Here is a 21,691-nt window from a genome sequence, read left to right as displayed (position 1 = left end):
GGGGACACTGCGGGGTGGTGCCCCACCAGTGTCCCCCATGGGCTCATACGTCCGTGACGCGGAGCCCCGCGTGCGCCTTGTAGCGGCGGTTCACGGAGATCAGGTTGGCGACGAGGGACTCCACCTGGTGGGCGTTGCGCAGCCGCCCGGCGTAGACGCCGCGCATGCCGGGGATGCGACCGGCCAGCGCCTGCACGATCTCCACGTCGGCCCGCACCTCGCCGAGCACCATCACGTCGGTGTCGATCCGGTCGATCTCCGGGTCCTGGAGGAGGACGGCGGACAGGTGGTGGAAGGCGGCGGTGACCCGGGAGTCCGGCAGCAGGGCGGCGGCCTGCTCGGCGGCGCTGCCCTCCTCGGGCTTGAGCGCGTAGGCGCCCTTCTTGTCGAAGCCGAGCGGGTTGACGCAGTCCACGACCAGCTTCCCGGCCAGCTCCGCGCGCAGGGATTCCAGGGTCTTGGCGTGGCCCTCCCACGGCACGGCGACGATCACGATGTCGCTGCGCCGGGCACACTCGGCGTTGTCGGCGCCCTCGATGCCGTGGCCCAGCTCCTCGGCGGCGGCCACGGCGCGGTCGGCGGCCCGCGAACCGATGATCACCTTCTGGCCGGCCAGGGCGAGCCGGTAGGCGAGGCCCTTGCCCTGCGGACCGGTCCCGCCGAGCACGCCGACGACGAGCCCGGAGACGTCGGGCAGGTCCCAGGGGTCCTTGGCGGGGGCCTTCGCGGGGGTCTGTGCACTGTCGGTAGAGGTCATGCGCCGACTCTACGTCCGCTCCCCGTCCGCCCCGCCGCCGGACCGGATCATGGTGAGCCGGGTCACGGCCGCCGGTACGCCATGCCCGGGTTGAGGGAATTCGCGGTGAAGTGCGGGCCACGGGTGGCCGGTTGCGGCAGGATGCGGCGCATGGACGCCGTACGGGTGGCGCTGTTGCGCGAGGTGCTCGCCGGGACCGAGTGGCTGACGGCCACGCGACGGTTCGCGGGGGCGCTGCGCGGGTCGGTGGTGTCGCACGGGGGCGGGCTGCTGCTGGTGGGAACCCGTGAGTACGAGCCGTGGCATCTCGCCGCGCACCTGGTGGACGAGGCCGCGTGGTCGGGTACGCCGGAGCTGGCGCCGACGCTCGTACGGTACGGCGCGCGGCCGGCGGACCCGGCGCATCTGGCCGTCGGACCGGGCCGGATCGAGGCGGCCCGGCGGGGCGAGACGCTGCTCGTGGTGGCCACCGCGCCGGCGGAGGCGCGGCTGCTGGAGCGGGTGCACGACGCGCGGCGGGCCGGGGTGACGGTGCTGGCCCTCACCCCCGGCGAGGGCGACGATCTGGCCACGATGGCCCACGAGGCGCTGGCCGTGCCCGAGGGCGGCGAGCTGGACCTCGACACCGTGCAGCACCTGGTCAGCGCGGCGGCGGGCGAGAACTCCCTGCCCCAGCCGCGGGGCCGCCGCCGCTTCCGCGACCGTCTGGCCCGCCTCGCCGACCAGCTGACGGAACCGCCGCCACCGCGCTGGTAGCGCCACTGCGGGCCCCGGGGACGCCGGGGCGTCGGGGCGTCGGGCGGGCCCGTCGGTCCTCGTCGGACCCGTCGGTTCTCGCCGGGCCGGTCAGTCCTCGCCGGGCCGGGTCAGTCCTCGTCCGGGCGGCCCGGGCTCGCGGCGTCGTGCCAGCGGGGGTCGTTCTCCCACTGGAGGTTGCGTTCGCGGGCCGTTTCCATGGCGTGCTCGGCCTCGGTACGGCTGGTGTACGGACCGAAGCGGTCCTTGCCCGGGCAGTCCGGGCCCTCCTCGACCTTCTTGTGCTCCAGGCAGTAGTACCACTCGCCCGGCTTGCCCGCGGTGCGCTTCTTGAACAGGGCCATGACCGGCTCCTTTCGCCAGGGACATGGTGCCCCCATGCCCGCTGGTTAGACTCGCTGGCATGTCTGGCCAGTCGCTGCTCGTACCAGGGGAGCTGTCTCCCACCCGTTCCGTACCCGGAAACATCCGCCGCCCCGAGTACGTCGGCAAGCCCGCGCCGACCCCGTACACCGGGCCGGAGGTGCAGACCCCGGAGACCATCGAGGCGATGCGGGTCGCCGGGCGGATCGCCGCGCGGGCGATGGAGGAGGCCGCGAAGATCATCGCGCCGGGCGTCACCACGGACGAGCTGGACAAGGTGGCGCACGAGTACATGTGCGACCACGGCGCCTACCCGTCCACGCTCGGCTACCGAGGCTTCCCGAAGTCGCTGTGCACCTCGGTCAACGAGGTGATCTGCCACGGCATCCCCGACTCGACGGTGCTGCGCGACGGCGACATCGTCAACCTGGACGTGACCGCGTACATCGGCGGGGTGCACGGCGACAACAACGCCACGTACCTGGTGGGTGACGTGGACGAGGAGAGCCGGCTGCTGGTCGAGCGGACGCGCGAGGCGCTGAACCGGGCGATCAAGGCGGTCAAGCCGGGCCGGCAGATCAACGTCATCGGCCGGGTCATCGAGTCGTACGCCAAGCGGTTCGGGTACGGCGTGGTGCGCGACTTCACCGGGCACGGCATCAACTCGTCGTTCCACTCGGGCCTGATCATCCCGCACTACGACAGCCCGCACGCGACGACGGTGATGCAGCCGGGGATGACGTTCACGATCGAGCCGATGCTGACGCTGGGCACGCACGAGTACGACATGTGGGACGACGGCTGGACGGTCGTCACCAAGGACCGCAAGCGGACGGCGCAGTTCGAGCACACGCTGGTGGTGACGGAGACCGGGGCGGAGATCCTGACCCTGCCGTAGCCTCGCGCGCCGTCGTTCCCGGGCCCGCTCTCTTCGGAGGGCGGGCCTTTTCGTGTGCGCCGTCGCGTGCGACGGGTGAGGATGGGGGGTAGGGACTTACCGACAGCGCGTCGGCAAGACATTGACTTAGGTATACCTGACTCAGAGAATCCGGGGCCATGGACTCGTTCTCCACACTCATCCGCACCGCGTCCCACGAGCAGCACGTGGAGGCGGAGACCTCGACCTTCATGAGCGACCTGCTGGGCGGCCGGCTCGGCGTCGCGGCGTACGCGCGCTACACCGAGCAGCTGTGGTTCGTCTACGAGGCGCTGGAGGCCGGGGCCGGGCGGCTGGCGTCGGATCCGGTGGCGGGGCCGTTCATCCGGCCGGAGCTGTTCCGGCTGCCCGCGCTGGAGCGGGACCTGGAGCATCTGCGCGGCCCCGGCTGGCGGGGCTCGCTGAGCGCGCTGCCCGCGACCCGGGCGTACGCGGACCGGGTGCGGGAGTGCGCCGAGCGGTGGCCCGCGGGGTACATCGCCCACCACTACACCCGCTACCTGGGCGACCTCTCCGGCGGGCAGATCATCCGCGACAGGGCGGAGAGGACGTGGGGGTTCGAGAAGAAGGGCGACGGCGTCCGCTTCTACGTCTTCGAGGAGATCCCCAACCCCGCCGCGTTCAAGCGGGCCTACCGGGAGCTGCTGGACGCGGTGAACGCGGACGAGCTGGAGCGGCAGCGGATCGTCGCCGAGTGCAAGCGGGCGTTCGCCCTGAACACGGCGGTCTTCCGGGCCCTGGGCGAGGAATTCCCGCTGAGCGCCTAGTACTGCAACGGTGCTTGCCATGACGGGCCCAGCAGTCATGGCAAGCACCGTTGCAGTACTAGCGCTCCAGGAGGACGCGCCCGCCGATCTCCACCCAGCCGCCGGGCTGCGGTGCCGTGAGGATCTGGGAGCCCGCGCCCTGGGTGATGTTCAGGGCCCGGCCCAGTCGCTCGGTCAGCAGCAGGGCCGCCGCGCCCGTCGCCTCGTCCTCGTCGATGCCGTCGTCGCGGCCGGGGAAGGCGCGGGCGCGGACCCGGCCGGCGGCCTCGTCCTCCCACGCCCAGGCGTAGATCCACTCCCCCTTCGGCGGTACGGCGAGGTCGTCGACCTCGGCGGCGGTCGCGTACTGGCGCAGGGTGCGCGGCGGCACCCACTCCGCGCGCGCCTCGATCCAGCTGAACTCCCCGTCCTGCCGGGCGCCCACGACCCCGGCCGGTGTGACGAGTTCGGGCACGTCCAGCAGCCAGGCGCTGCCGACGCAGGGATGGCCGGCGAAGGGCAACCGCAGAGTGGGGGTGTAGATGTCGACGACGCCGCGTTCCGGGTCGTCGACGAAGACCGTCTCGCTGAAGCCGAGCTTCGCCGCGAACGCCTGCCGTTCGCTCTCCTCGGGCAGCACCGATCCGTCGCGGACGACGCCGAGTTCGTTGCCGTATCCGCCGTTCGCCGCGCAGAACACCCGCAGCACGTCGTAGTCAGTCACCGGGGCATTGAAACATCAGCGGGCCACAGTGGTGTGTGGCCGGCCTCGTAGGGCAGGTCGGCGAGGAGGAAGCCGTGGTTGCGTTCCATGGCCGCCCGCTGCCGCTCGGGCAGGGCCGCCCGGCGCTCCCGGTCGCGCTCGTGGACCTGGGTCAGTTCGTCGGCGGTGCGGCGCCAGGCGGCCTCGTCGGGCAGCGGGGTCAGCTCCACGCCCGGCGGTTGCCGCCCTTCGGCGAGCGCGGCGACCGCCCGGTCGTGGCCGTCGAGGATCACCCAGCCGTCGAGGAACGACACCCACCACAGCAGGACGGGCGCGAGGGTGCCCTCGCGGGCGTGCTTGCGGTACGCCTTGACGCGCGCCGCGTCCGGCGACGACAGCGGGCGCAGCGGCAGGACGCCGTGCCAGCCGCCGCCGCAGAGCAGTTCCAGGCGGGCGCCGGGCCAGTCGCGGACGAAGTCCTCGCCCCAGACGCCGGGTTCGAAGACCCCGCGCCGGGCGAGCTGCCAACGCCCGTCGTGCAGCGGGGTGTCGGGGGCGTCCTCCAGCCATCGCGCGTACCGGTGCGCCCAGTCGGCCGGCGAGCGCTGGTGTGCGGCGGTCAGGGGCGGCAGCGGGGAGCGGTAGCCGTCGCGGCGGTGCAGGACGAGGTCGCGGCAGCAGCCCTCGCCCTCGTGACGGCCGGTCAGCACGGGCCGGCCGCCCTGCCGGAGCAGGATCCGGCCGTGGTCGTCCGTCTCGAAGCGCAGCGGGGGTGGACCGGGCCTGTCGTGGACGGTGAGGACCAGCCGGCCCGGTCCGAGCGGCTCTCTGGGTGCCCTGTGCATGGGACCAGTCTCAGGGAGCCGCTCCCTTTCCCGACAGCGGATTATGCCTCCGTACGGCGCCGGCGCACGGCCAGTACGACACCCGCGCCCGCGGCCACGGTCAGCGCGGCGGCGGCTGCCAGGGCGCCGACGGGCACGTCGGAGCCGGTGGAGGCGAGGTTCCCGGTCAGTCCGCCGCCGGTGGAGCCGCTGACTCCGCCGGTGGTGCCGGTGCCGCCCGGGGTGGCGGTGGCGGTCGGGGTGGCGGTCTGGCCGCCGCCGGGGAGGCCGGCGCCCGGGGTGAGGGCGAGGGCCAGGTCGAGCGGGTCCAGTCGGGTGCCGGCCGGGTGGAAGCGGCCGAAGGCGTCGGCGCCGTCCTCGGTCAGCTCGGCGGTGACGTTGTTCAGGGTGAGGACGTCCTTCTTCGCGACCAGGTCGGCGGAGTCGGCCGTGAGCTCGGCGAGGACCACGTCCTGCGTCGTCTCGCCGAGGCTGGTGACGTCGGCGGTGAGTTCGCCGGTGCCGCCGTCGAGCGTGGCGGTGAGGTCGGTGAGGGTGAGGTCGAGGCCGTACGCGCCGTCGCGCCGGTGGCCCTGGAAGGTCACGGCGCCCTCGAAGGCGGCGGTGAGGGTGTCCGCGTCCGTGTCGTACGTGCCCTTGGCGTCGGTGAAGGTGAACACCCCGTTGCCGGGGGCCTGGGAGGCGCCGTCCGCGACGGTGATACGGCCCTCGGCGACGCCGTCCACGACGTAGGCGCGGAAGGCTTTCATCACGCCCCAGGTCAGCCTGCCGTCGGCCAGTTCGGCGCCGATCGGCGCGTCGGGGTCGGTGACCGAGGGGGTGGGGTCGGCGGGCTCGGTGGCCGTCGGGGACGGGCTGCCGGTGGCGGTCGGGCCGGGGGTGGCGGAGGCGGAGCCGGTGGGCGTCGCGGTCGGGGACGCGGAGGCCGTCGGGGTGGCGGTGGCCGACGCGGAGCCGGTCGGCGACGGGGACTGGGCCGTCCTGTGCACGACGGTCAGCGGGTCGCCCTCGGCGCCCTCGTAGCGCGCGCTGCCGAGGACGTCCGCGGCCTCCTTGGTCAGGGTGGTCGCCATGTCCGTCAGCTCCCGGGTGACGGTGACCTCGGCGAGCGGCACGTCCTGTGTGGTGGTGCCGTTCCTGGTGACGTCGGCGGTGATCTCGGCGTCGGCGCTGTCGAAGCGCACGTCGGAGAGGGTGAGGGCGAAGCCGTGCGTCTTGGACTCGACGGCCAGACTGCCGCGGAAGCCGAGCCGGAGGGCGTGCGCGGCCGGGTCGTGGGTGCCGGTGCCGCCGACGAAGGTGAACGCGCCGTTGTCCTCGGCCTGCGTGGCACCGTCGGCGGGGGTGAAGGTCCCGGCCGCGCTTCCGGTGACGTAGGTGCGGTACGACTCCTCGATGCCCCAGGTCAGCTCGTAACCGGTCAGCGGCTCTTCGGCGGCCGTGGCGGCCGGGGCGCCGACGGTGGCGAGCGCCGTGGCGCCCAGCGCGGCGGCCGTGGCGACGGCGGCGGCGAGGGCGGTGGCACGGCGGCGGGGTCTGGTGGGCATGGCGGGTGGTCTCCTCGGGATGATGCGGGGTGATGCGCGGTCAGTTCGCTTCGGCGGAGGCCGTGATCGTATCCGGGCGGCACCGTCGGCGGGCATACGAAATGACCGCGCATCACGTCAACGGCGGTCCCGCCGTCGGGCCGAGGGTGAGATCCGGCCGGACCGTCCGGCCGGACGGGTGCGCGAGCTTCCCGTCGACCGGGCGGGGCGCGCGTGGACTCCCCGACCACCGGGCGAGGCGCGCTGGGACTTCCCGTCCACCGGGCAGGGTGCGCGCGGACTCCCCGACCACCGGGCGGGGCGCGCGGGGACAGCCCGCCGGCCGGCGGGGCGCGCGGAGACCTCCCGTCGGCCGGCGGGACGCGTGAGGGTGCCGGGTCCCGGAACCGAAGCCCGTGCCGAACCGGCCATCCGGCCCCGGTATGGTTCGCCCCCGGGAAGGGGAAGGTGAAGGAGCCCGATGACCAGGGATCGCAGGCGTGCCCGAATCGCTCTGATAGCGGCCTCGTTGACCGCTATGTCACTGACGGCGAGCGGGTGTGTGGTGGTGCACGGCGAGCGGGAGGTGCTGCCCGCGACCACCCGCGCCGAGGCCGCGAAGGCACTGGAGAAGTTCACGACCGCGTACAACAGGGCCGACAAGGACTACGACAGCACCCTCGACGCCGACTACGTCACCGGCCCGCTCGCCGCCATCGACAGCGCCCGGCTGAAGGCGGGCCGGGCCAACCACCCGGCCGGCAACCCGGATCACAGCCCGCTGGAGTTCTCCGACGCCGAGTACACCATCCCCAAGAAGGCCGGCTGGCCGCGCTGGTTCCTCGCCGACGCCAAGGCGAACAAGGGCGGCCAGGCCCGCTGGCTGATGGTCTTCACCCGCAACGCGCTCGACGCGCCGTGGGAGGTGTCGTATCTGACGCTGGTCGCGCCCGGCGCCGTACCGGACTTCAAGAAGGACAAGGACGGCTGGGCCGAGGCCGTGCCCGCGAACGCGCCCGGACTGACCTTCCCCCCGGGCGAGTTGAGCAAGGCGTACACGACCTACCTCAAGGAGAACGGCCCCGGCTTCGCGCCCGGTCTGCACACCAGCCAGTGGCGCACCAAGCGCCAGAAGAACGCGCGCAAGCCGGGCCTGGTCACCCAGTACATCGACACGCCGCTGTCCGAGGGCGCGTTCGCGCCGGTGGCGCTGCGCACGAAGGACGGCGGGGCGCTGGTGTTCTTCAGCACCCGCCACTACGTGAAGCAGACCGCCCACACCGGTTCCAGCGTGCCCACGCCCGACAAGGACGTGCTGGCGCTGACGACCGGTGAGATCAAGCAGTCGCTGACGATGGAGTACGTCTCCAACGAGGTGGCCCTCGACCCGGGGAAGGGCGCCGGGGCGCAGGTGTCCGTGCTGGGGCGGATCCAGGGGCTGACGTCGGCGAAGGGCGAGTAGGACCGGCCGAGACGGGTGCCGGCCCGGTGCCGTCCGTCGCCGTCCGGTTGCGTCAGTGGCGCAGGGGCCAGGCCGCGCTCGCGTGGTCGGGCTCCTCGCCGGCGTACCGGGCGCAGGCGTCGGTGAGGTGTTCGAGCAGGGTCAGCGGCTCGGGCAGCGCGTGCTCCGGGCCGCGTACCCAGTGCACGGTCTGGTCGTCTCCGGGCAGCCGCGCGGGCGGGACGAGGACGTAGGAGCCGCGGCAGTGCCAGCGCAGGCCCGGGTGCTCGTCCATGGTCTCGGGGTGGCAGTCCAGCTCGCACGGCCACCACTCGTCCTCGTCCTCGGGGGTGCCGCGGGTGAGGGTGAAGAACAGCATCCGGCCGTCGTCGCTCTCGGCGACCGGGCCGACGTCGATCCCCGCGGCGAGCAGCCCGGCGAGGGCTTCGCGGCCGGCCTCCAGCGGCACGTCGAGGACGTCGTGGACCATGCCGGTCGCGGTGATGAAGTTGGCCTGGGGCTGGTGGCGGGCCCAGCGTTCGATCTGGGCGCGGTCGGTGGTGGACTGCGTCTGCCAGGCGAACGACACCGGGTGGCGGGCGGGGGTGGGACAGCCGACCCGGTCGCAGGAGCACCGGTAGCCGGGCGCCGGGTGGGCGGCGGGCGCGAGCGGCAGGCCCGCGGCGGCGGCGGCGAGCAGCAGGGCCTCACGGCCGCCGCCGTCGGCGGCGTCCTTGCGGCCGCCTCCGCGCAGCCACTGGGAGAGTTTGCCCCGCAGGCCGGTCCGGCCGCCGAACTCCGCGCTCATCTATCCCCTCGCCTCGCCTGTCGTGCCGAACAGCATGCCCTATGGTCCCACCATCGTGCGCTCCGGGGGGCCTAAGTCCCCAACCGGGGTAGGGGGGACGAGACATACCCCACACCGGGATCAGGGCCCATCAGGGGCTTTGCCGGGATTTATGGGCGCGGGCGGGGGCGGGCCGCCGTGGGCTCGGTGCCGGTGTCGGGTGGCCGGGGTCGGTGGGCGCGGTCAGGTGGCCGGTGCCGGGTGGGCGCGGTCAGGTGGCCGGCGCCGGGTGGGCGCGGTCAGGTGGCCGGCGCCGGTGGGCGCGGTCAGGTGGCCGGCGCCGGTGGGCGCGGTCAGGTGGCCGGCGCCGGTGGGCGCGGTCAGGTGGCCGGCGCCGGTGGGCGCGGTCGGGTGGCCGGCGCCGGTGGGCGCGGTCAGGTGGCCGGCGCCGGGTGGCGCAGTCAGGTAGCGGGTGGGCTCAGCGCGGTACGAGGCCGTACAGGGCGTAGTCGACGAGGGTGTCGGTGTACTCGTGGGAGATCGGGCCCGTGCGCTGGAGCCAGCGCTGGGCGAGCGGGGAGACGAACAGTTCGAGGGCGATCCGCGGGTCGACGTCCGGGCGGACGTGCCCGGCGTCCTGGGCGGCGCGCAGCCGGTCGACGTAGAGCTGGAGGGAGGGTTCGAGCAGCCGGGCTACGACGGCACGGCCCATCTCCTCGTTGACGACGCCCTCGGCGGCGAGGGCGCGGGAGGGGACCTCGAAGCGCGGGTCGAGCAGTTCGTCGACGGTGGCGCGCAGGACCAGCTTCAGGTCGGCGGCGAGGTCTCCGGTGTCGGGCAGGGCGTGGTCGCCGGGCTCGCCGCCGGCCTGTTCGTTGGCCTGCTCGGCGAGGTCGAGGAAGGCCTCCATCAGGACGTCGGCCTTCGAGGACCACCAGCGGTAGATCGTCTGCTTGCCGACGCCGGCGCGGGCGGCGATGCCCTCGATGGTGGTCTTCGGGTAGCCGACCTCGCCGACGAGCGCGAGGGCGGCGTCGTAGATGGCGCGGCGGGACTTCTCGCTGCGGCGGGTGGCGTCGGGGGTGGGCTTCCTGGTGGCTGGGGACATGGCTCGAAATCTATCAGGTTGACAAGACGGTGCGTCTCGCCGGATGCTGAAGAGGCGATCGCGAGACGAGACGTCTCGTTTCATTGATGGACCGCACCCCGAGGAACGAGGAGGGCACACCCATGACCCGAGGCGGAGCCGGAAACCTGCTGGGCGTCGGCGGCACGCGGCAGAAGCTCGGCCGCAGGGCCCTGCGGGGCGGCGGCAGGGGCGGCCGAATCGGCGGCGGCCAGGACCCGCAGGCGCAGAAGCGGGAGCTGCTGCGCAGGCTTCAGGAGGACAGGAAATGACCCCTAGTCGTGGCCGTCGGCGTCCCGCGCCGGCGGCCACGCGTCGCCCCAGTCGGTGTCGCGGGCGGCGCGGTAGTCGTCGCCGTGGCGCTTGGTGACGGTGGCGCGGCGCAGGCGCTCGTCGGTCTCGCACAGGTCGAGGAGGACCTGGCCCTTGCGGATCTGCGGCTTGCGGACGACGCGGGAGGGGGCGGGGGCGACCGGGAAGCGGGCTGCGGCGACGTAGCTGAACTTCTCGTCCTCGTAGGCGAGGGAGCCACCCTTGACCTGGCGGTGGAGGGAGGAGCGGCTGACCCGGGCGGAGAAGTGGCACCAGTCCGTGCCGGGGGCGATGGGGCAGGCGGCGCTGTGCGGGCAGGGGGCGGCGATGTGGAAGCCGGCGGCGATCAGGCGGTCGCGGGCGGCGAGCATCCGGGCGTAGCCGTCGGGGGTGCCGGCCTCGACGATCACGACGGCCTGCGCGGCCTCGGCGGCGGCGTCGACTAGGGCGGCGCGGTCGGGCTCGGACAGCTCGTTGAGGACGTAGGAGACGGTGACGAGATCAGTGCTCTCGAGTGTGAGCGCCGCTCCGATGCGAGAGCGCTGCCAGCGGGCGTCGCGCAGGGCCGGGTTCGCGGCGGCGATCTCCCGGCCGAGGGCGAGCGCGGGCTCGGCCCAGTCCAGCACGGTCACCGGGCGCAGGCCCGGCCAGGTCGCGCTGACCGCCCAGGTGGCGGCGCCCGTCCCACCGCCGACATCGATGTGGCTGCCGGGCACCCACCCGGGCACCGCGTCGGCGAACGCCGCGAGCGCCGAGCGCACCGCCTCGAACGTGGCCGGCATGCGGTACGCCGCGTACGCCGCCACGTCCGCCCGGTCCCGCAGGATCGGCGCGTGCGTCGGGGTCGCCCCCCGGTAGTTCGCGATCAGCCGCTCCACGGCCTGCGCGGCCCGCTTCGGCGGCAGCCCGTCGAGCAGCCCGGCGAGCGCGGCACGCAGGGTGTCGGCGGGGGCGGAGAGGGGGGTGGGGGCGGGGGCGTTCACCTTGCGATTCTAGGGCGGGGGTGGGGGTGGGTGGTGGGCTGGGCGGTGCGCGGCGCCCGTCGTGCCCGAGGTCACCGCAGAGGATCAGGCGGAGAGGCGCAGCATCATCGCGTCGTAAAGGGGAGCGTCGGCGAACGGCAGCACCTCGCCGAACCACTCGTATCCCCATGCCTCGTACAGGGCACGCACCTTCGGATGGCCCCGCTCGACCAGCAGCGTCGCCCGCTCCTCCGGCCTGCCGCGCAGCAAGTCGTCATGAATGAGCTTCGCCGCCCCCGTGCCTCGGACCTTCTCCACGACCATCAGCTCCGAGAGGGCGAACGTGCGCGTCCCTGTTTCCTGGGTCGCATCCTCCGCCACCGGGGTGCGCAGGCCGTTCCACCATCGCGTGCCCGGCTGCAGCGTGCAGCCGTAGGCGTAGCCGACCGGCGAGTCGTCGAGGTAGCCGACGACCGCGGCGAACCCGGGGACTTCCGTGTTCCAGCCGAGGCGTTCGTCGAACCGTGCTACCGAGTGGAACTCCTCGCCGAGCCGATCGGCGTAGATCTCGGCGTACACGTCGAGCAGCTGGGGGCGGATGTCCCCAAGCCCTGCCGCGTCCCTGCGCTCCAGCCGTAGACCGTCCACGCCTCACACTCCCGTCTGCCGCGTTCGCTCCACGAAGTCTGCGGCCTCGGGCACGCTGCCCGCGTAGCGGAGCATCTGCTGCCGCAGGCCGTTCAGCCGGCCCCGCAGGCGATCACTGTGCACCCGCGCCGCCATGTCGGCGGCCTTCCCTGCCTCGTCCGCGGCATGCTCGACGTCCCCGCCGTCCAGCAGGGCCTGTGCCCACTGCAGTGTGTAGTACACGCGGTTCCGCTCGAAGCGTGGCTCCAGCATGCTGAGCGCGGTCGCAGTGAGTTCCCGTGCGCGCTTGTGCCTGCCGAGGGCCTGGTGTGCAGCGCCCGCGAGACCTGTCAGCTCGGCTGGGGTGAGGAACGACAGCCATGCGGCGGGCTCGCCCTTGGCCCTCTCATAGGCCGTCTCGGCGCGCGCCAGGGACCGCTCCGCGCGCACACGGTCACCCATGCGGGCGTGCCCGACGGCCTGTCGGCAGTGCAGCAGCGCCATCAGCCATGGGTCTCCTTTGGCCTGCCGGGTCTCGACGGCCGCACGCCCGATCCGGACCGCTTCCTGATCGCGATCGAGCAGTCGGGCCTGCATCGCCAGGTTCGACCAGACGCGGGCCTGCAGCATGCCGTCACCCGCCAGCACGCCCGCCTGTAGGGCCTCGTTGTACAGAGCGGTGGCGTCCTAGACCTGCTCGACCACCGACGACGCCGGCCGGAACGCCAACCTGCACTGCGAGGCCGCCCAGCAGCTGTACCAGGCCTACCAGCGGGCGGGACGGTCTGTGGCGCCGGTGGAAGGGGGGCGGCCGTGAGCGTTCAGGAGCAGCCGATCGTCCTCGGTGCCCCGCCCGAGCCTCCTGAGCCCTTGCCGGACTGCGACATCTGTCAGGCCCTGGTCAGGCAGCGCGACGAGGCGACAACGCGCGGCGATCACTCGCGGGCCACCGACTGCAACGTCGAGATCCGCCGCCATCACGATCCGCGATGGAGACGACGCTGACGCAGGCCACCGCTCCCGGTGGCGATGCCGACCGCGCCGGTAGCGGATGAGGCCGCCCACCCCCGAGGGTGGCCGCCGCGGGCCCGCCGCCGCACGTCTCCCCGGCCGGCCTCGATCTGTCGGTAGTAACGGCGGTTCATTGGCACTGCCGGGATCACGGCCTCTGGGGTGAGGTTGTGATGCTCGCGGCTCAGCTCCCCCACACCGCCCGCGCCACCCGCGTCCCCGCCGCCGCTCTCGGTCTGCTGTCCGGGGGGCGTCGGCGGGGGTGGACCGTGTTGGCCAGGAGGATCAGGAAGGTGTCCGTGGCCGGGTCCAGGACGAGGGACGTGCCCGTGAAGCCGGTGTGTCCGGCCGCGCCCCGGCCCGCCAGGGCACCCATGAACCACGGCTGGTCCAGGGCGAACCCGAGTCCGGGCGGGGTCAGCAGCAGCTCCACGAAGTCCGGGCCGAGGATGCGCGCGGGACCGTACGCGCCGCCCGCGAGCAGCGCGCGGCAGAACACGGCGAGGTCGCGCCCGGTGGAGAAGAGCCCGGCGTGCCCGGCCACGCCGCCGAGCGCCCAGGCGTTCTCGTCGTGCACGACGCCCCGCAGCATGCCCCGGTCCGCCTTGGCCCACGGTCGCCGCTGGTCCTCGGTGGCCGCCGCGCCGGGGCAGGGTCCGAAGCGGGTGGCCGTCATGGCGAGCGGGCGGGTGATGCCGTCCCGGATCAGGACGTCCAGGGGGCGTCCGGTGATGCGTTCCAGGACGTGCTGGAGCAGCAGCATGTTGAGGTCGGAGTAGCGGTGGACGCCGGGTTCGCCGGTGGGCGGCTCGGCGCGCAGCAGGGCGAGCCGTTCGGCGTCGTCGGCGCAGTCGTACAGCGGCAGGTCGGGGCGCAGTCCGGAGGTGTGGGTGAGCAGCTGCCGTACGGTGACGCCGTGCCGGGCCGCCGCGTGGAACTCGGGGAGGTACGCGCCGACCGCCGCGTCGATGCCGAGGGTGCCCCGCTCGATCTGCTGGACCGCCGCGACCGAGGTGAAGAGCTTGGTCAGGGAGGCCAGGTCGAACGGGGTGTCGACGGTCATCGGCACCCGGGCGGTCTCGGGCAGTTCCACTCCGGCGTCGCGCTGCGGGTCGTAGGCGGCGTAGCGCACGGCCCAGCCCGCCGCCTCCTCGACCGCGATCACGGGTCCGCGTCCGGCGACCACGACCGCGCCGGCCGCCCAGGGGCGGTCGCCGGTGGTGAGGTCGTGGATCTCGCGGACCAGGTGGTCGAGTTCGACCGGGTCGAGCCCGGCCCGTTCCGGTGTGCCGCTGCGCAGTTTCGGTGCGCTCAGTTCCCCGCCCCCTCCGTGCTCGCCTTCGGCGCGTCCAGGCGCGGACCCGCCGCCTCCGTGCTCGGGCCGCCCTGCCTCCAGGGGCGGCACAGTGCCACGAAACACAACGTCGCCACCAGCGCGGCCACGAGCTGGACGACCGCCATCGGCACGGCGGTGTCCTCCCCGGCGATGCCGACGAGCGGGGAGGCGATGGCGCCGATGAGGAAGGAGGACGTGCCGAGCAGGGCGGAGGCGGAGCCGGCCGCGTGCCGGGTGCGCATCAGGGCGAGGGACTGGGTGTTGGGCAGGGTGATGCCCATCGCGGACATCAGCACGAACAGCGCGGCGGCCACCGGCACCAGCCCGGTCTCGCCGAAGACGCCGAGCGACATGAGCAGCAGCGCGGTGGCGGCGAGGACGACGACGGCCAGGCCGACGGCGAGGACCCGGTCGAGGCGGACGCGTCCGATCAGCACCTTGCCGTTGATCTGCCCGGCGACGACGAGGCCGACGGAGTTGAGGCCGAACAGCAGGCTGAAGGTCTGCGGGGAGGCGCCGTGGATCTCCTGGACGACGAAGGGGGAGGCGGCGATGTAGGCGAAGAGCGCGGCGAAGGCGAAGCCGCCGGCGAGGAGGTAGCCGGTGAACGGCGCGTCGGACAGCAGGCCGCGCATCGAGCGCAGGGCCTCGCCGACGCCGCCGGCGTGCCGGTCGGCGGGCGGCAGCGTCTCGGGGAGCTTCGCCCACACCACTGCGGCGAGCAGCGCGCCGACGGCGGTGAGGACGACGAACACGCCCCGCCAGTCCGTGACGCGCAGGATCTGTCCACCGATCAGCGGGGCGACGATCGGGGCGACTCCGGAGATCAGCATGAGGGTGGAGAAGAAGCGGGCCATCTCGACGCCGTCGTAGAGGTCGCGGACGATCGCGCGGGCGATGACGATCCCGGCGGCGCCCGCGAGGCCCTGGGCCAGGCGGAAGGCGACGAGGGTCTCGACGGTGGGCGCGAGCGCGCACAGGGCGGTGGCGACGACGTAGACGGCGAGCCCGGTGAGCAGCGGGCGGCGGCGGCCCCAGCGGTCGCTCATCGGGCCGACCACGAGCTGGCCGAGCGCCATGCCGGCCAGGCAGGCGGTGAGGGTGAGCTGGACGGTGGCGGCGGGGGCGTGCAGGGCGCGGGTGACCTCGGGGAGTGCGGGGAGGTACATGTCCATCGCCAGCGGGGGCGTGGCGGTGAGGCCGCCGAGAACCAGCGTCAGCAGCAGGCCGGCGGCGCGGTGCGCACGGAGGGGCGGCCGTGCCTCGGGGGCGGCCGCCTGTGACAGTTCCGGTATGGATGCCCCGCCTTCGGGCATGTGGCCCTCCCTTTTTCCGCAGTCCGGTCCCTATGCTCTCAGCTCGAACAGAGTGCCTGGTGTCACCGAGTGGAGCGTGGGGCGGGGAATGACGGCGGACAGCGTGCGGTGGGGAATCCTGGCGACCGGCGGGATCGCCGCCGCGTTCACGGCGGATCTGGTGGATCTGCCGGACGCGGAGGTGGTGGCGGTGGCGTCGCGGAGCGAGGCGTCTGCGGAGGCGTTCGCGGAGCGCTTCGGGATCGAGCGGGCGTACGGCGGCTGGGAGGGGCTGGCGCGGGACGAGGGCGTCGACGTGGTGTACGTGGCGACGCCGCACGCGGCGCACCGGGCGGCGGCCGGGCTGTGTCTGGCGGCGGGGCGGAACGTGCTGCTGGAGAAGCCGTTCACGCTGAACGCGCGCGAGGCCGGGGAGCTGGTGGCGCTGGCGCGGGAGCACGGGCGCTTCCTGATGGAGGCCATGTGGATGTACTGCTCTCCGCTGATGCGGCGGCTGAAGGCGCTGGTGGAGGACGGGGCGGTCGGCGAGGTGCGCAGTGTGCAGGCGGACTTCGGGCTGGCGGGGCCGTTCCCGCCGTCGCACCGGCTGCGGGATCCGTTGCAGGGCGGGGGCGCGCTGCTGGATCTGGGGGTGTATCCGGTGTCGTTCGCGCAGCTGCTGCTGGGTGAGCCGGCGGGGATCGCGGCGAGTGCGGTGCTCTCGGAGGAGGGCGTCGATCTCCAGACGGGTGCGGTGCTCTCCTATGAGAGCGGCGCTCTCGCGTCGGTGCACTGCTCCATCGTGGGGGGTACGCCGACGGCGGCGTCCGTCACCGGTTCGCTGGGCCGGATCGACATCCCGCACGGCTTCTTCCACCCGGAGCGGTTCGTGCTGCACCGCGCGGGGCGTGAGCCGGAGGAGTTCGTGCACGACCAGGCGAACGGCGCGCACAACAGCTTCAAGCACGAGGCCCGCGAGGTGATGCGGGCGCTGCGGGCCGGTGAGACCGAGTCCCCGCTGGTGCCGCTCGACGGCACGCTCGCGGTGATGCGGACGCTCGACGCGATCCGGGACCGCGTCGGCGTCCGCTACCCCGGTGAGGCCACCGCCGGTGACGGCGCAGGTGACCGCGCGGGTGACGGCGCCGGTGAGGACGCCGGCGCGGTGTCCGGCGAGGACCCCACCGGGGACCTCATGCCGGTGTGAGCCCCGGCTCCCCCACGCGGGTGACGAAGGACGCGGCCGTCGTGACCGGCGCCCCGGGCGTGGTCACGTACGGCACGGTCCGGTAGTCGGCGCGTGCCTGCTCGCGGCCGAGGGTGACCGCGACGTAGCCGCGGCGCCCGTTGTAGAACTTCAGGTGCGGGTTGGCGCGCATGTAGGTGTCCCAGTTGGCGGGCTTGTCGGCGCCGTCGCGGCCGCTGGCGATCGAGGTGGCGACGATCTCGGTACCGACGGTGCGGGAGCCCGGGTCGTCGAAGTCCTCCTTGATGTCGAAGCCGTAGCCGACGTGGACGTCTCCGGTGAGCACCATCAGGTTCTCCACGCCGGCCGCCCGCGCGCCGTCCAGCACCCGGCGGCGTGAGGCGCGGTAGCCGTCCCAGGCGTCCATCGACACCCGGGACGGCTCGGTCAGGTCGAACTTGCGCTGGGAGAAGACGACCTGCTGCGGCATGACGTTCCACAGCGCCTTGGAGCGCTGCCAGCCGTCGAGCAGCCAGCGTTCCTGGGTCTCGCCGGTCATGGTGCGCGCCGGGTCGTCGACCTCGGGGCCGGGGACGCGGGCGCCGTCGCCGTAGGCCTGGTTGGTGCGGTACTGGCGGGTGTCGAGGATGTCGAACTGGGCGAGCCGTCCCCAGTGCAGGCGGCGGTAGAGCCGCATGTCGGGGCCGTCGGGGAGCTGGGGGCGGCGCAGGGGCTGGTTCTCCCAGTAGGCGCGGTAGGCGGCGGCGCGGCGCAGCAGGAACTCCTCCGGCGGGACGTCGTTCTCGGGGGTGTCGCCGGCGTAGTTGTTCTCGGTCTCGTGGTCGTCCCAGGTGACGACGAAGGGGTGCGCGGCGTGGGCGGCGCGCAGGTCGGGGTCGGTCTTGTAGAGGGCGTAGCGCAGGCGGTAGTCCTCGAGGGTGACGGTCTCGCGGTTGAAGTGGGCGGGGAGGACGCGGTCGGTGTAGCGGCGCTGGCCGCCGGTGGCGTTGACGGCGTACTCGTAGAGGTAGTCGCCGAGGTGGAGGACGAGGTCGACGTCGTCCTGGGCGAGGTGGCCGTAGGCGGTGAAGTAGCCGTCGTGGTAGGCCTGGCAGGAGACGGCGGCGAGGCGGAGTGCGGTGGTGGGGTCGCCGGGGGCGGGGGCGGTGCGGGTGCGGCCGGTCTCGCTGATCCAGTCGCCGGCGCGGAAGCGGTAGTAGTAGACCCGGCCGGGGGCGAGGTGGGTGACCTCGACGTGCACGGTGTGGTGGAACTCGGGGTGGGCGGGGGCGGTGCCGCGTCTGACGGGGCGGCGGAAGTGCTCGTCGTGGGCGAGTTCCCAGTGCACGGTGACGCGCTGGGCGGGCAGTCCGCCGTCGGGCTGGTAGGGGGCGGGGGCGAGGCGGGTCCACAGCAGGACCGAGCCGGGCTGGGGGTCGCCGGAGGCGACGCCGAGGGTGAAGGGGTTCTCGGTGAGGCGGGCGGCGTCGAGTTCGGCGGCGCTCGCGGTGCCGGCGGCCGGGAGGCCGACGGCGAAGGCGAGGGCGGCGGCGGCGCCGGTGGCGGTGAGGAAGCGGCGCCGGCCGATGTGGCGGGCGGCGGCGCGCAGTTCGGGGGCGTGCTGTGGCCGACGGGTGGGGTGAGTCATCCGGTCCTCCCCTGACAGATGGATGCCTCACGCATTGGAGTGGCCGGGGACGACTCGCGATAGGCGCGTTCACGACAACCACATGTCGGATGGGTGAGTTCCGGATGGCGGACCCTCCCGTACGCTGCGGGCCCATGAACGAGAAGCGAACGGAGAGCGGGCCGGAGGGCCGTCCGGAGAGCCGGTCGAGGATCGCCGTGGTGACCGGTGCGGGTTCCGGCATCGGGCGCGCGGTCGCCGTGGAGCTGCTGCGCGCGGGCTGGTCGGTGGCGCTGGCGGGGCGCCGGACGGAGACCCTGGAGCAGACGGCGGCGCTGGTGCCGGAGGGCGCCTCGCTCGCCGTACGGACGGACGTGTCGCGCCCCGAGGACGTGGCCGCGCTGTTCTCGGCGACGGTCGGGCGGTTCGGGCGGGTGGACCTGCTGTTCAACAACGCGGGGACGTTCGGGCCGGGCGGCGTGCCGGTCGAGGAGCTGCCGTACGAGGCGTGGCGGCATGTGGTGGACACCAACCTCAACGGGGCGTTCCTGTGCGCGCAGGCGGCGTACCGGCAGATGAAGGAGCAGGACCCGCAGGGCGGCCGGATCATCAACAACGGCTCGATCTCGGCGCACACGCCGCGTCCGCACTCGGTCGCCTACACGGCCACCAAGCACGCGCTGACCGGTCTGACCAAGTCGCTGTCGCTGGACGGGCGGCCGTACCGCATCGCCGTCGGGCAGATCGACATCGGCAACGCGGCGACCGATATGACGGCGCGGATGCAGACCGGGGCGCTTCAGGCGAATGGCGAGATCGCGCCGGAGCCGGTGATGGACGTGGCCGATGTGGCGCGCACGGTGCGGCACATGGCGGAGCTGCCGCTGGAGGCGAACGTGCAGTTCGCGACGGTGCTGGCGACGGCGATGCCGTACGTGGGCCGCGGCTGACGTACGGCCGGGCCCGCCCGGGCAAGCGGAGTTTCACCATCCGCCCCATTGCCCCCGGTGGCTGACCTGTGCTCAACTTTCCTCCACAGGAACTTCACACTTGGAGTGTGGAGCTTCCGCGGGCCATCAGCCGGGGGGAGAGACGGCAGCCGTTCCAGGCACCGGGCCGGGGGGTCCTCGTGGGAGACCGCGGGGCGGGCACCGGGCCGTGGAACGGCTGCCGTGTCACACCGTCGCGGTACGCCGCCCCAGGATCCGGTCCGTCTCCGCGAGCTGAGCGGCGGTCAGGGGCCCCCGGGCCAGAGCGCCCGCGTTCTCCTCGGCCTGCGCGACCGAGCGGAAGCCGGGGATCGGCACGGCGCGCGGGCTGCGCGCCCACAGCCAGCCGAGGGCGCCCTGGGCGAGGGTACGGCCGTCGGCGGTGAGGACGTCCCGCAGCGCCTCCACCCGGGCCAGCCACTCGGGGTCGGCGCCGGAACCGTCCCCGAAACCCGGCAGCCAGGCGGGCGGCCTGCTGCGGATGTCGCCCGGCTCCGGGCGCGGGCGGCCGGCGTGCCGTCCGGTGAGCAGGCCCATGGCGAGGGGACTGCGGACGATGCTCGTCAGCCCCCGCCGCTCGGCCAGCGCGAACAGCTCCGGCGCGTCCCGGAGCACGTTCGCGGCGTGCTGGACGGCCGCGCAGTGCTTCCCCTCGGCGAACAGGGCGGCGCGGGACGGGTCGTCGGTGCTCCAGGCGTACGCCCGGATCAGGCCCTCGCGGACGAAGTCCTCACAGGTCTCGCGCAGCCGCAGGGCCCGCTCCGGGTCGGCGTCGGCGATGTGGAGCTGGTAGAGGTCGACGTAGTCGGTGTCCAGGCGGCGCAGGGAGGCGGTCAGCGCGCGGCGCGCGTACGCCGGGGAGTCGTCGTTGCCGGTGAGGGTGCGGCTGGTCTCGTCGAAGACGTTGCCCCACTTGGTGGCGACCACGACATCGCCCCGGCGCTTGCCGAGGGCGCGGCCGAGGACGCGTTCGCTGTGCCCGGTGCCGTAGCAGTCGGCGGTGTCGAAGAAGGTCACTCCCAGGTCGAGGGCACGGCGAATGGCCCGTACCGACTCCTCGTCGTCGACCCGGCCCCAGCCCAGGGGCTGCCCGTCCGGGGTGTGGTGCTCACCGCCGATGGCCCAGCAGCCGAAGCCGAGGGCGCTGACCTGGATGCCGCTGCGTCCGAGTGTGCGTGTGCTCTCCATGCCGCCGGACGCTAGGAGTTGGAGCGCGCGCGAAGGCAAGGGGCGCCGCCGCAGCCGCCGCAGGCATTCTCACGCCCGGCCGGTCCCCGCCCGCCCGGTTATGCCTGCCCGGTCTCGAAGCGGGCGATCCGGCCGGTGTCGTCGACGGTGAAGCGCCAGCGGGTGCGCATCTCGCCCCAGGTGTCGTTGCGGTAGCGGGCGATGAGGGCACGGCCGCCGTCCGACTCGTTGTCGACCTCCAGGTGGCCGTGGGTGGTGAAGATCTCCTGGTCGATCCACTCGGCGAGGTCCCGGTCCGCGCCGTCGTCCGCCATCGTCGCGCCGGGTGCGAGCACCGCCATGAACCCCTCGCGGTCGTGGGCGTTGACGGCGGTGACGAAGGCGCGGACGGCCGGGTCGCGCAGCTTGGCGGTCTGAATCGTCATGCCGTCAGCGTCACACCGCCCCCGCTCCCCCGCCACCGGAAGACCCACCGCGCGGGCCGCCACCCGAACGGCCGTCGCGGAGGGGACCCGTGGCGGCGGGGGTGGGACCGTGGGTCGGGGGAAACCGGGGCGGGGTCGCCTCACACGCTTGTTCCGTTCGTCTGCTCCGGGAGTCAACGTGACGTTCTACGACCGACGTGATCTGGGCCTGCTGCTGCTCCGGCTGGGCACGGGCGGGGTGCTCGTGGCGCACGGTACGCAGAAGCTGTTCGGCTGGTTCGGCGGCCACGGGATCGAGGGCACCGGCCAGTTCATGGAGTCCGTCGGTTACCGGCCGGGCAAGGCCAGCGCCACCGCCGCGGGCATCGCGGAGACCGGCGGCGGCACCCTGCTCGCGCTGGGCCTGGCCACCCCGGCGGCGGGCGCGGCGGCGGCCGGCGCGATGGCGGGCGCCGCGGCCGTGCACACCCCCAACGGCTTCTTCAACCAGAGCGGCGGCTACGAGTACGCCGCCACCCTCGGCCTGGCCGCCACCGGTCTCGCCGTCACCGGCCCCGGCCGCCTCTCCCTCGACCACGCCCTCGGCCATGTGCTGGACCGCGGCTGGATGGTCCCGGTGGCGCTCGCCGCGGTGGCCGCCGGGACCGCGGTCGTGGTGGGCGCCCGGGTCAAGCGGCTCCAGCGGGAGGCGGAGAGCGCGGGCGGCGAGCAGGAGGCGCTGTTCGAGGAGACGACGGAGAGCTAGC

General features: G+C 73.8%; 24 protein-coding genes. 9 read left to right on the top strand and 15 right to left on the bottom strand.

Annotation, left to right across the window (positions count from 1 at the left end; all coding sequences use genetic code 11):
* Positions 1-43: 43 nt before the first annotated feature.
* Positions 44-757, bottom strand: a complete 714-nt coding sequence (npdG, locus tag ACIG0D_RS04630; RefSeq protein ID WP_399796220.1) for an NADPH-dependent F420 reductase — start codon at positions 755-757, stop codon at positions 44-46.
* Between the two features lie 150 nt (positions 758-907).
* Between npdG and ACIG0D_RS04625 the strand changes: the two genes are divergently transcribed.
* Positions 908-1,513 carry a hypothetical protein gene (locus ACIG0D_RS04625; protein ID WP_399796219.1) on the top strand — a complete coding sequence of 202 codons (606 nt, stop codon included), beginning with the start codon at positions 908-910 and terminating at the stop codon, positions 1,511-1,513.
* A 110-nt stretch (positions 1,514-1,623) separates the two neighbouring features.
* Here ACIG0D_RS04625 and ACIG0D_RS04620 read toward each other — a convergent pair whose 3' ends face one another.
* Positions 1,624-1,857, bottom strand: coding sequence for a hypothetical protein (locus ACIG0D_RS04620; protein ID WP_399796218.1), 234 nt, complete (start codon positions 1,855-1,857; stop codon positions 1,624-1,626).
* 59 nt (positions 1,858-1,916) lie between these two features.
* Between ACIG0D_RS04620 and map the strand changes: the two genes are divergently transcribed.
* Together map and ACIG0D_RS04610 are read left to right on the top strand one after the other, a co-directional pair.
* Complete coding sequence (map, locus tag ACIG0D_RS04615; RefSeq protein WP_365760020.1) at positions 1,917-2,774, top strand: type I methionyl aminopeptidase; 858 nt, start codon at positions 1,917-1,919, stop codon at positions 2,772-2,774.
* 158 nt (positions 2,775-2,932) lie between these two features.
* Positions 2,933-3,580, top strand: coding sequence for a heme oxygenase (biliverdin-producing) (locus ACIG0D_RS04610; RefSeq protein WP_399796217.1), 648 nt, complete (start codon positions 2,933-2,935; stop codon positions 3,578-3,580).
* A gap of 58 nt (positions 3,581-3,638) precedes the next feature.
* Here the strand turns inward: ACIG0D_RS04610 and ACIG0D_RS04605 are convergent, their stop codons facing one another.
* The 3 genes from ACIG0D_RS04605 to ACIG0D_RS04595 are packed head-to-tail and all read right to left on the bottom strand — an operon-like array spanning position 3,639 to position 6,654.
* Complete coding sequence (locus ACIG0D_RS04605) at positions 3,639-4,283, bottom strand: PhzF family phenazine biosynthesis protein (RefSeq protein ID WP_399796216.1); 645 nt, start codon at positions 4,281-4,283, stop codon at positions 3,639-3,641.
* Positions 4,280-5,107, bottom strand: coding sequence for a hypothetical protein (locus ACIG0D_RS04600; protein ID WP_399796214.1), 828 nt, complete (start codon positions 5,105-5,107; stop codon positions 4,280-4,282). The genes ACIG0D_RS04605 and ACIG0D_RS04600 overlap by 4 nt, the downstream gene beginning before the upstream one ends.
* 41 nt (positions 5,108-5,148) lie before the next feature.
* Complete coding sequence (locus ACIG0D_RS04595) at positions 5,149-6,654, bottom strand: HtaA domain-containing protein (protein ID WP_399796213.1); 1,506 nt, start codon at positions 6,652-6,654, stop codon at positions 5,149-5,151.
* A 517-nt stretch (positions 6,655-7,171) separates the two neighbouring features.
* On the opposite strand from ACIG0D_RS04595, the gene ACIG0D_RS04590 reads away from it, so the two are divergent.
* Positions 7,172-8,095 (top strand): hypothetical protein, encoded by a 924-nt coding sequence (locus ACIG0D_RS04590; RefSeq protein WP_399796211.1) that lies wholly within the window; start codon positions 7,172-7,174, stop codon positions 8,093-8,095.
* 52 nt (positions 8,096-8,147) lie between these two features.
* Here ACIG0D_RS04590 and ACIG0D_RS04585 read toward each other — a convergent pair whose 3' ends face one another.
* Both ACIG0D_RS04585 and ACIG0D_RS04580 read right to left on the bottom strand, forming a co-directional pair.
* The gene (locus ACIG0D_RS04585) at positions 8,148-8,882 is read right to left on the bottom strand and encodes a bifunctional DNA primase/polymerase (protein WP_399796209.1); all 735 of its coding nucleotides are present in this window, start codon (positions 8,880-8,882) and stop codon (positions 8,148-8,150) included.
* 457 nt (positions 8,883-9,339) lie between these two features.
* Complete coding sequence (locus ACIG0D_RS04580; protein ID WP_365760034.1) at positions 9,340-9,969, bottom strand: TetR/AcrR family transcriptional regulator; 630 nt, start codon at positions 9,967-9,969, stop codon at positions 9,340-9,342.
* A gap of 122 nt (positions 9,970-10,091) precedes the next feature.
* Here ACIG0D_RS04580 and ACIG0D_RS04575 point away from each other — a divergent pair, with 122 nt between their 5' ends.
* Positions 10,092-10,259 carry a DUF6243 family protein gene (locus ACIG0D_RS04575; protein ID WP_399796207.1) on the top strand — a complete coding sequence of 56 codons (168 nt, stop codon included), beginning with the start codon at positions 10,092-10,094 and terminating at the stop codon, positions 10,257-10,259.
* Positions 10,260-10,262: 3 nt separating this feature from the next.
* Here ACIG0D_RS04575 and ACIG0D_RS04570 read toward each other — a convergent pair whose 3' ends face one another.
* From ACIG0D_RS04570 to ACIG0D_RS04560, 3 genes are all read right to left on the bottom strand, one after another.
* Positions 10,263-11,282 carry a small ribosomal subunit Rsm22 family protein gene (locus ACIG0D_RS04570; protein WP_399796206.1) on the bottom strand — a complete coding sequence of 340 codons (1,020 nt, stop codon included), beginning with the start codon at positions 11,280-11,282 and terminating at the stop codon, positions 10,263-10,265.
* An 84-nt stretch (positions 11,283-11,366) separates the two neighbouring features.
* Positions 11,367-11,909 (bottom strand): N-acetyltransferase, encoded by a 543-nt coding sequence (locus tag ACIG0D_RS04565; protein ID WP_399796204.1) that lies wholly within the window; start codon positions 11,907-11,909, stop codon positions 11,367-11,369.
* A gap of 3 nt (positions 11,910-11,912) precedes the next feature.
* Entirely contained in the window at positions 11,913-12,518 is a 606-nt protein-coding gene (locus ACIG0D_RS04560) for a hypothetical protein (protein WP_399796203.1), read from the bottom strand.
* A 183-nt stretch (positions 12,519-12,701) separates the two neighbouring features.
* On the opposite strand from ACIG0D_RS04560, the gene ACIG0D_RS04555 reads away from it, so the two are divergent.
* Positions 12,702-12,893, top strand: coding sequence for a hypothetical protein (locus tag ACIG0D_RS04555; RefSeq protein ID WP_399796202.1), 192 nt, complete (start codon positions 12,702-12,704; stop codon positions 12,891-12,893).
* A 190-nt stretch (positions 12,894-13,083) separates the two neighbouring features.
* Here the strand turns inward: ACIG0D_RS04555 and ACIG0D_RS04550 are convergent, their stop codons facing one another.
* Both ACIG0D_RS04550 and ACIG0D_RS04545 read right to left on the bottom strand, forming a co-directional pair.
* On the bottom strand, positions 13,084-14,199 hold the full coding sequence (locus ACIG0D_RS04550) for a serine hydrolase domain-containing protein (RefSeq protein ID WP_399796359.1): 1,116 nt from the start codon (positions 14,197-14,199) through the stop codon (positions 13,084-13,086).
* 11 nt (positions 14,200-14,210) lie between these two features.
* Complete coding sequence (locus tag ACIG0D_RS04545; RefSeq protein ID WP_399796200.1) at positions 14,211-15,551, bottom strand: multidrug effflux MFS transporter; 1,341 nt, start codon at positions 15,549-15,551, stop codon at positions 14,211-14,213.
* Between the two features lie 88 nt (positions 15,552-15,639).
* Between ACIG0D_RS04545 and ACIG0D_RS04540 the strand changes: the two genes are divergently transcribed.
* Positions 15,640-16,737 carry a Gfo/Idh/MocA family protein gene (locus tag ACIG0D_RS04540; protein ID WP_399796199.1) on the top strand — a complete coding sequence of 366 codons (1,098 nt, stop codon included), beginning with the start codon at positions 15,640-15,642 and terminating at the stop codon, positions 16,735-16,737.
* On the opposite strand, the gene ACIG0D_RS04535 is transcribed toward ACIG0D_RS04540, so the two are convergent.
* The gene (locus tag ACIG0D_RS04535; RefSeq protein ID WP_399796198.1) at positions 16,724-18,364 is read right to left on the bottom strand and encodes an alkaline phosphatase D family protein; all 1,641 of its coding nucleotides are present in this window, start codon (positions 18,362-18,364) and stop codon (positions 16,724-16,726) included. The two genes, ACIG0D_RS04540 and ACIG0D_RS04535, sit on opposite strands and share 14 nt — an antisense overlap.
* Before the next feature lie 134 nt (positions 18,365-18,498).
* On the opposite strand from ACIG0D_RS04535, the gene ACIG0D_RS04530 reads away from it, so the two are divergent.
* A complete protein-coding gene (locus ACIG0D_RS04530) occupies positions 18,499-19,293 on the top strand; it encodes an SDR family oxidoreductase (RefSeq protein WP_399796197.1) in 795 nt (264 codons plus the stop codon).
* Positions 19,294-19,518: 225 nt separating this feature from the next.
* Here ACIG0D_RS04530 and ACIG0D_RS04525 read toward each other — a convergent pair whose 3' ends face one another.
* Together ACIG0D_RS04525 and ACIG0D_RS04520 are read right to left on the bottom strand one after the other, a co-directional pair.
* Positions 19,519-20,520 (bottom strand): aldo/keto reductase, encoded by a 1,002-nt coding sequence (locus ACIG0D_RS04525; RefSeq protein WP_399796196.1) that lies wholly within the window; start codon positions 20,518-20,520, stop codon positions 19,519-19,521.
* Positions 20,521-20,618: 98 nt separating this feature from the next.
* Positions 20,619-20,945, bottom strand: coding sequence for a nuclear transport factor 2 family protein (locus ACIG0D_RS04520; RefSeq protein ID WP_399796195.1), 327 nt, complete (start codon positions 20,943-20,945; stop codon positions 20,619-20,621).
* 178 nt (positions 20,946-21,123) lie between these two features.
* Between ACIG0D_RS04520 and ACIG0D_RS04515 the strand changes: the two genes are divergently transcribed.
* Positions 21,124-21,690 (top strand): DoxX family protein, encoded by a 567-nt coding sequence (locus tag ACIG0D_RS04515; RefSeq protein ID WP_399796194.1) that lies wholly within the window; start codon positions 21,124-21,126, stop codon positions 21,688-21,690.
* Position 21,691 lies beyond the last annotated feature (1 nt).

The organism is Streptomyces sp. NPDC052773 (assembly GCF_044547145.1).
In the GTDB taxonomy this organism is placed as follows: domain Bacteria; phylum Actinomycetota; class Actinomycetes; order Streptomycetales; family Streptomycetaceae; genus Streptomyces.
This window is presented reverse-complemented; position numbering and strand designations above follow the sequence as displayed.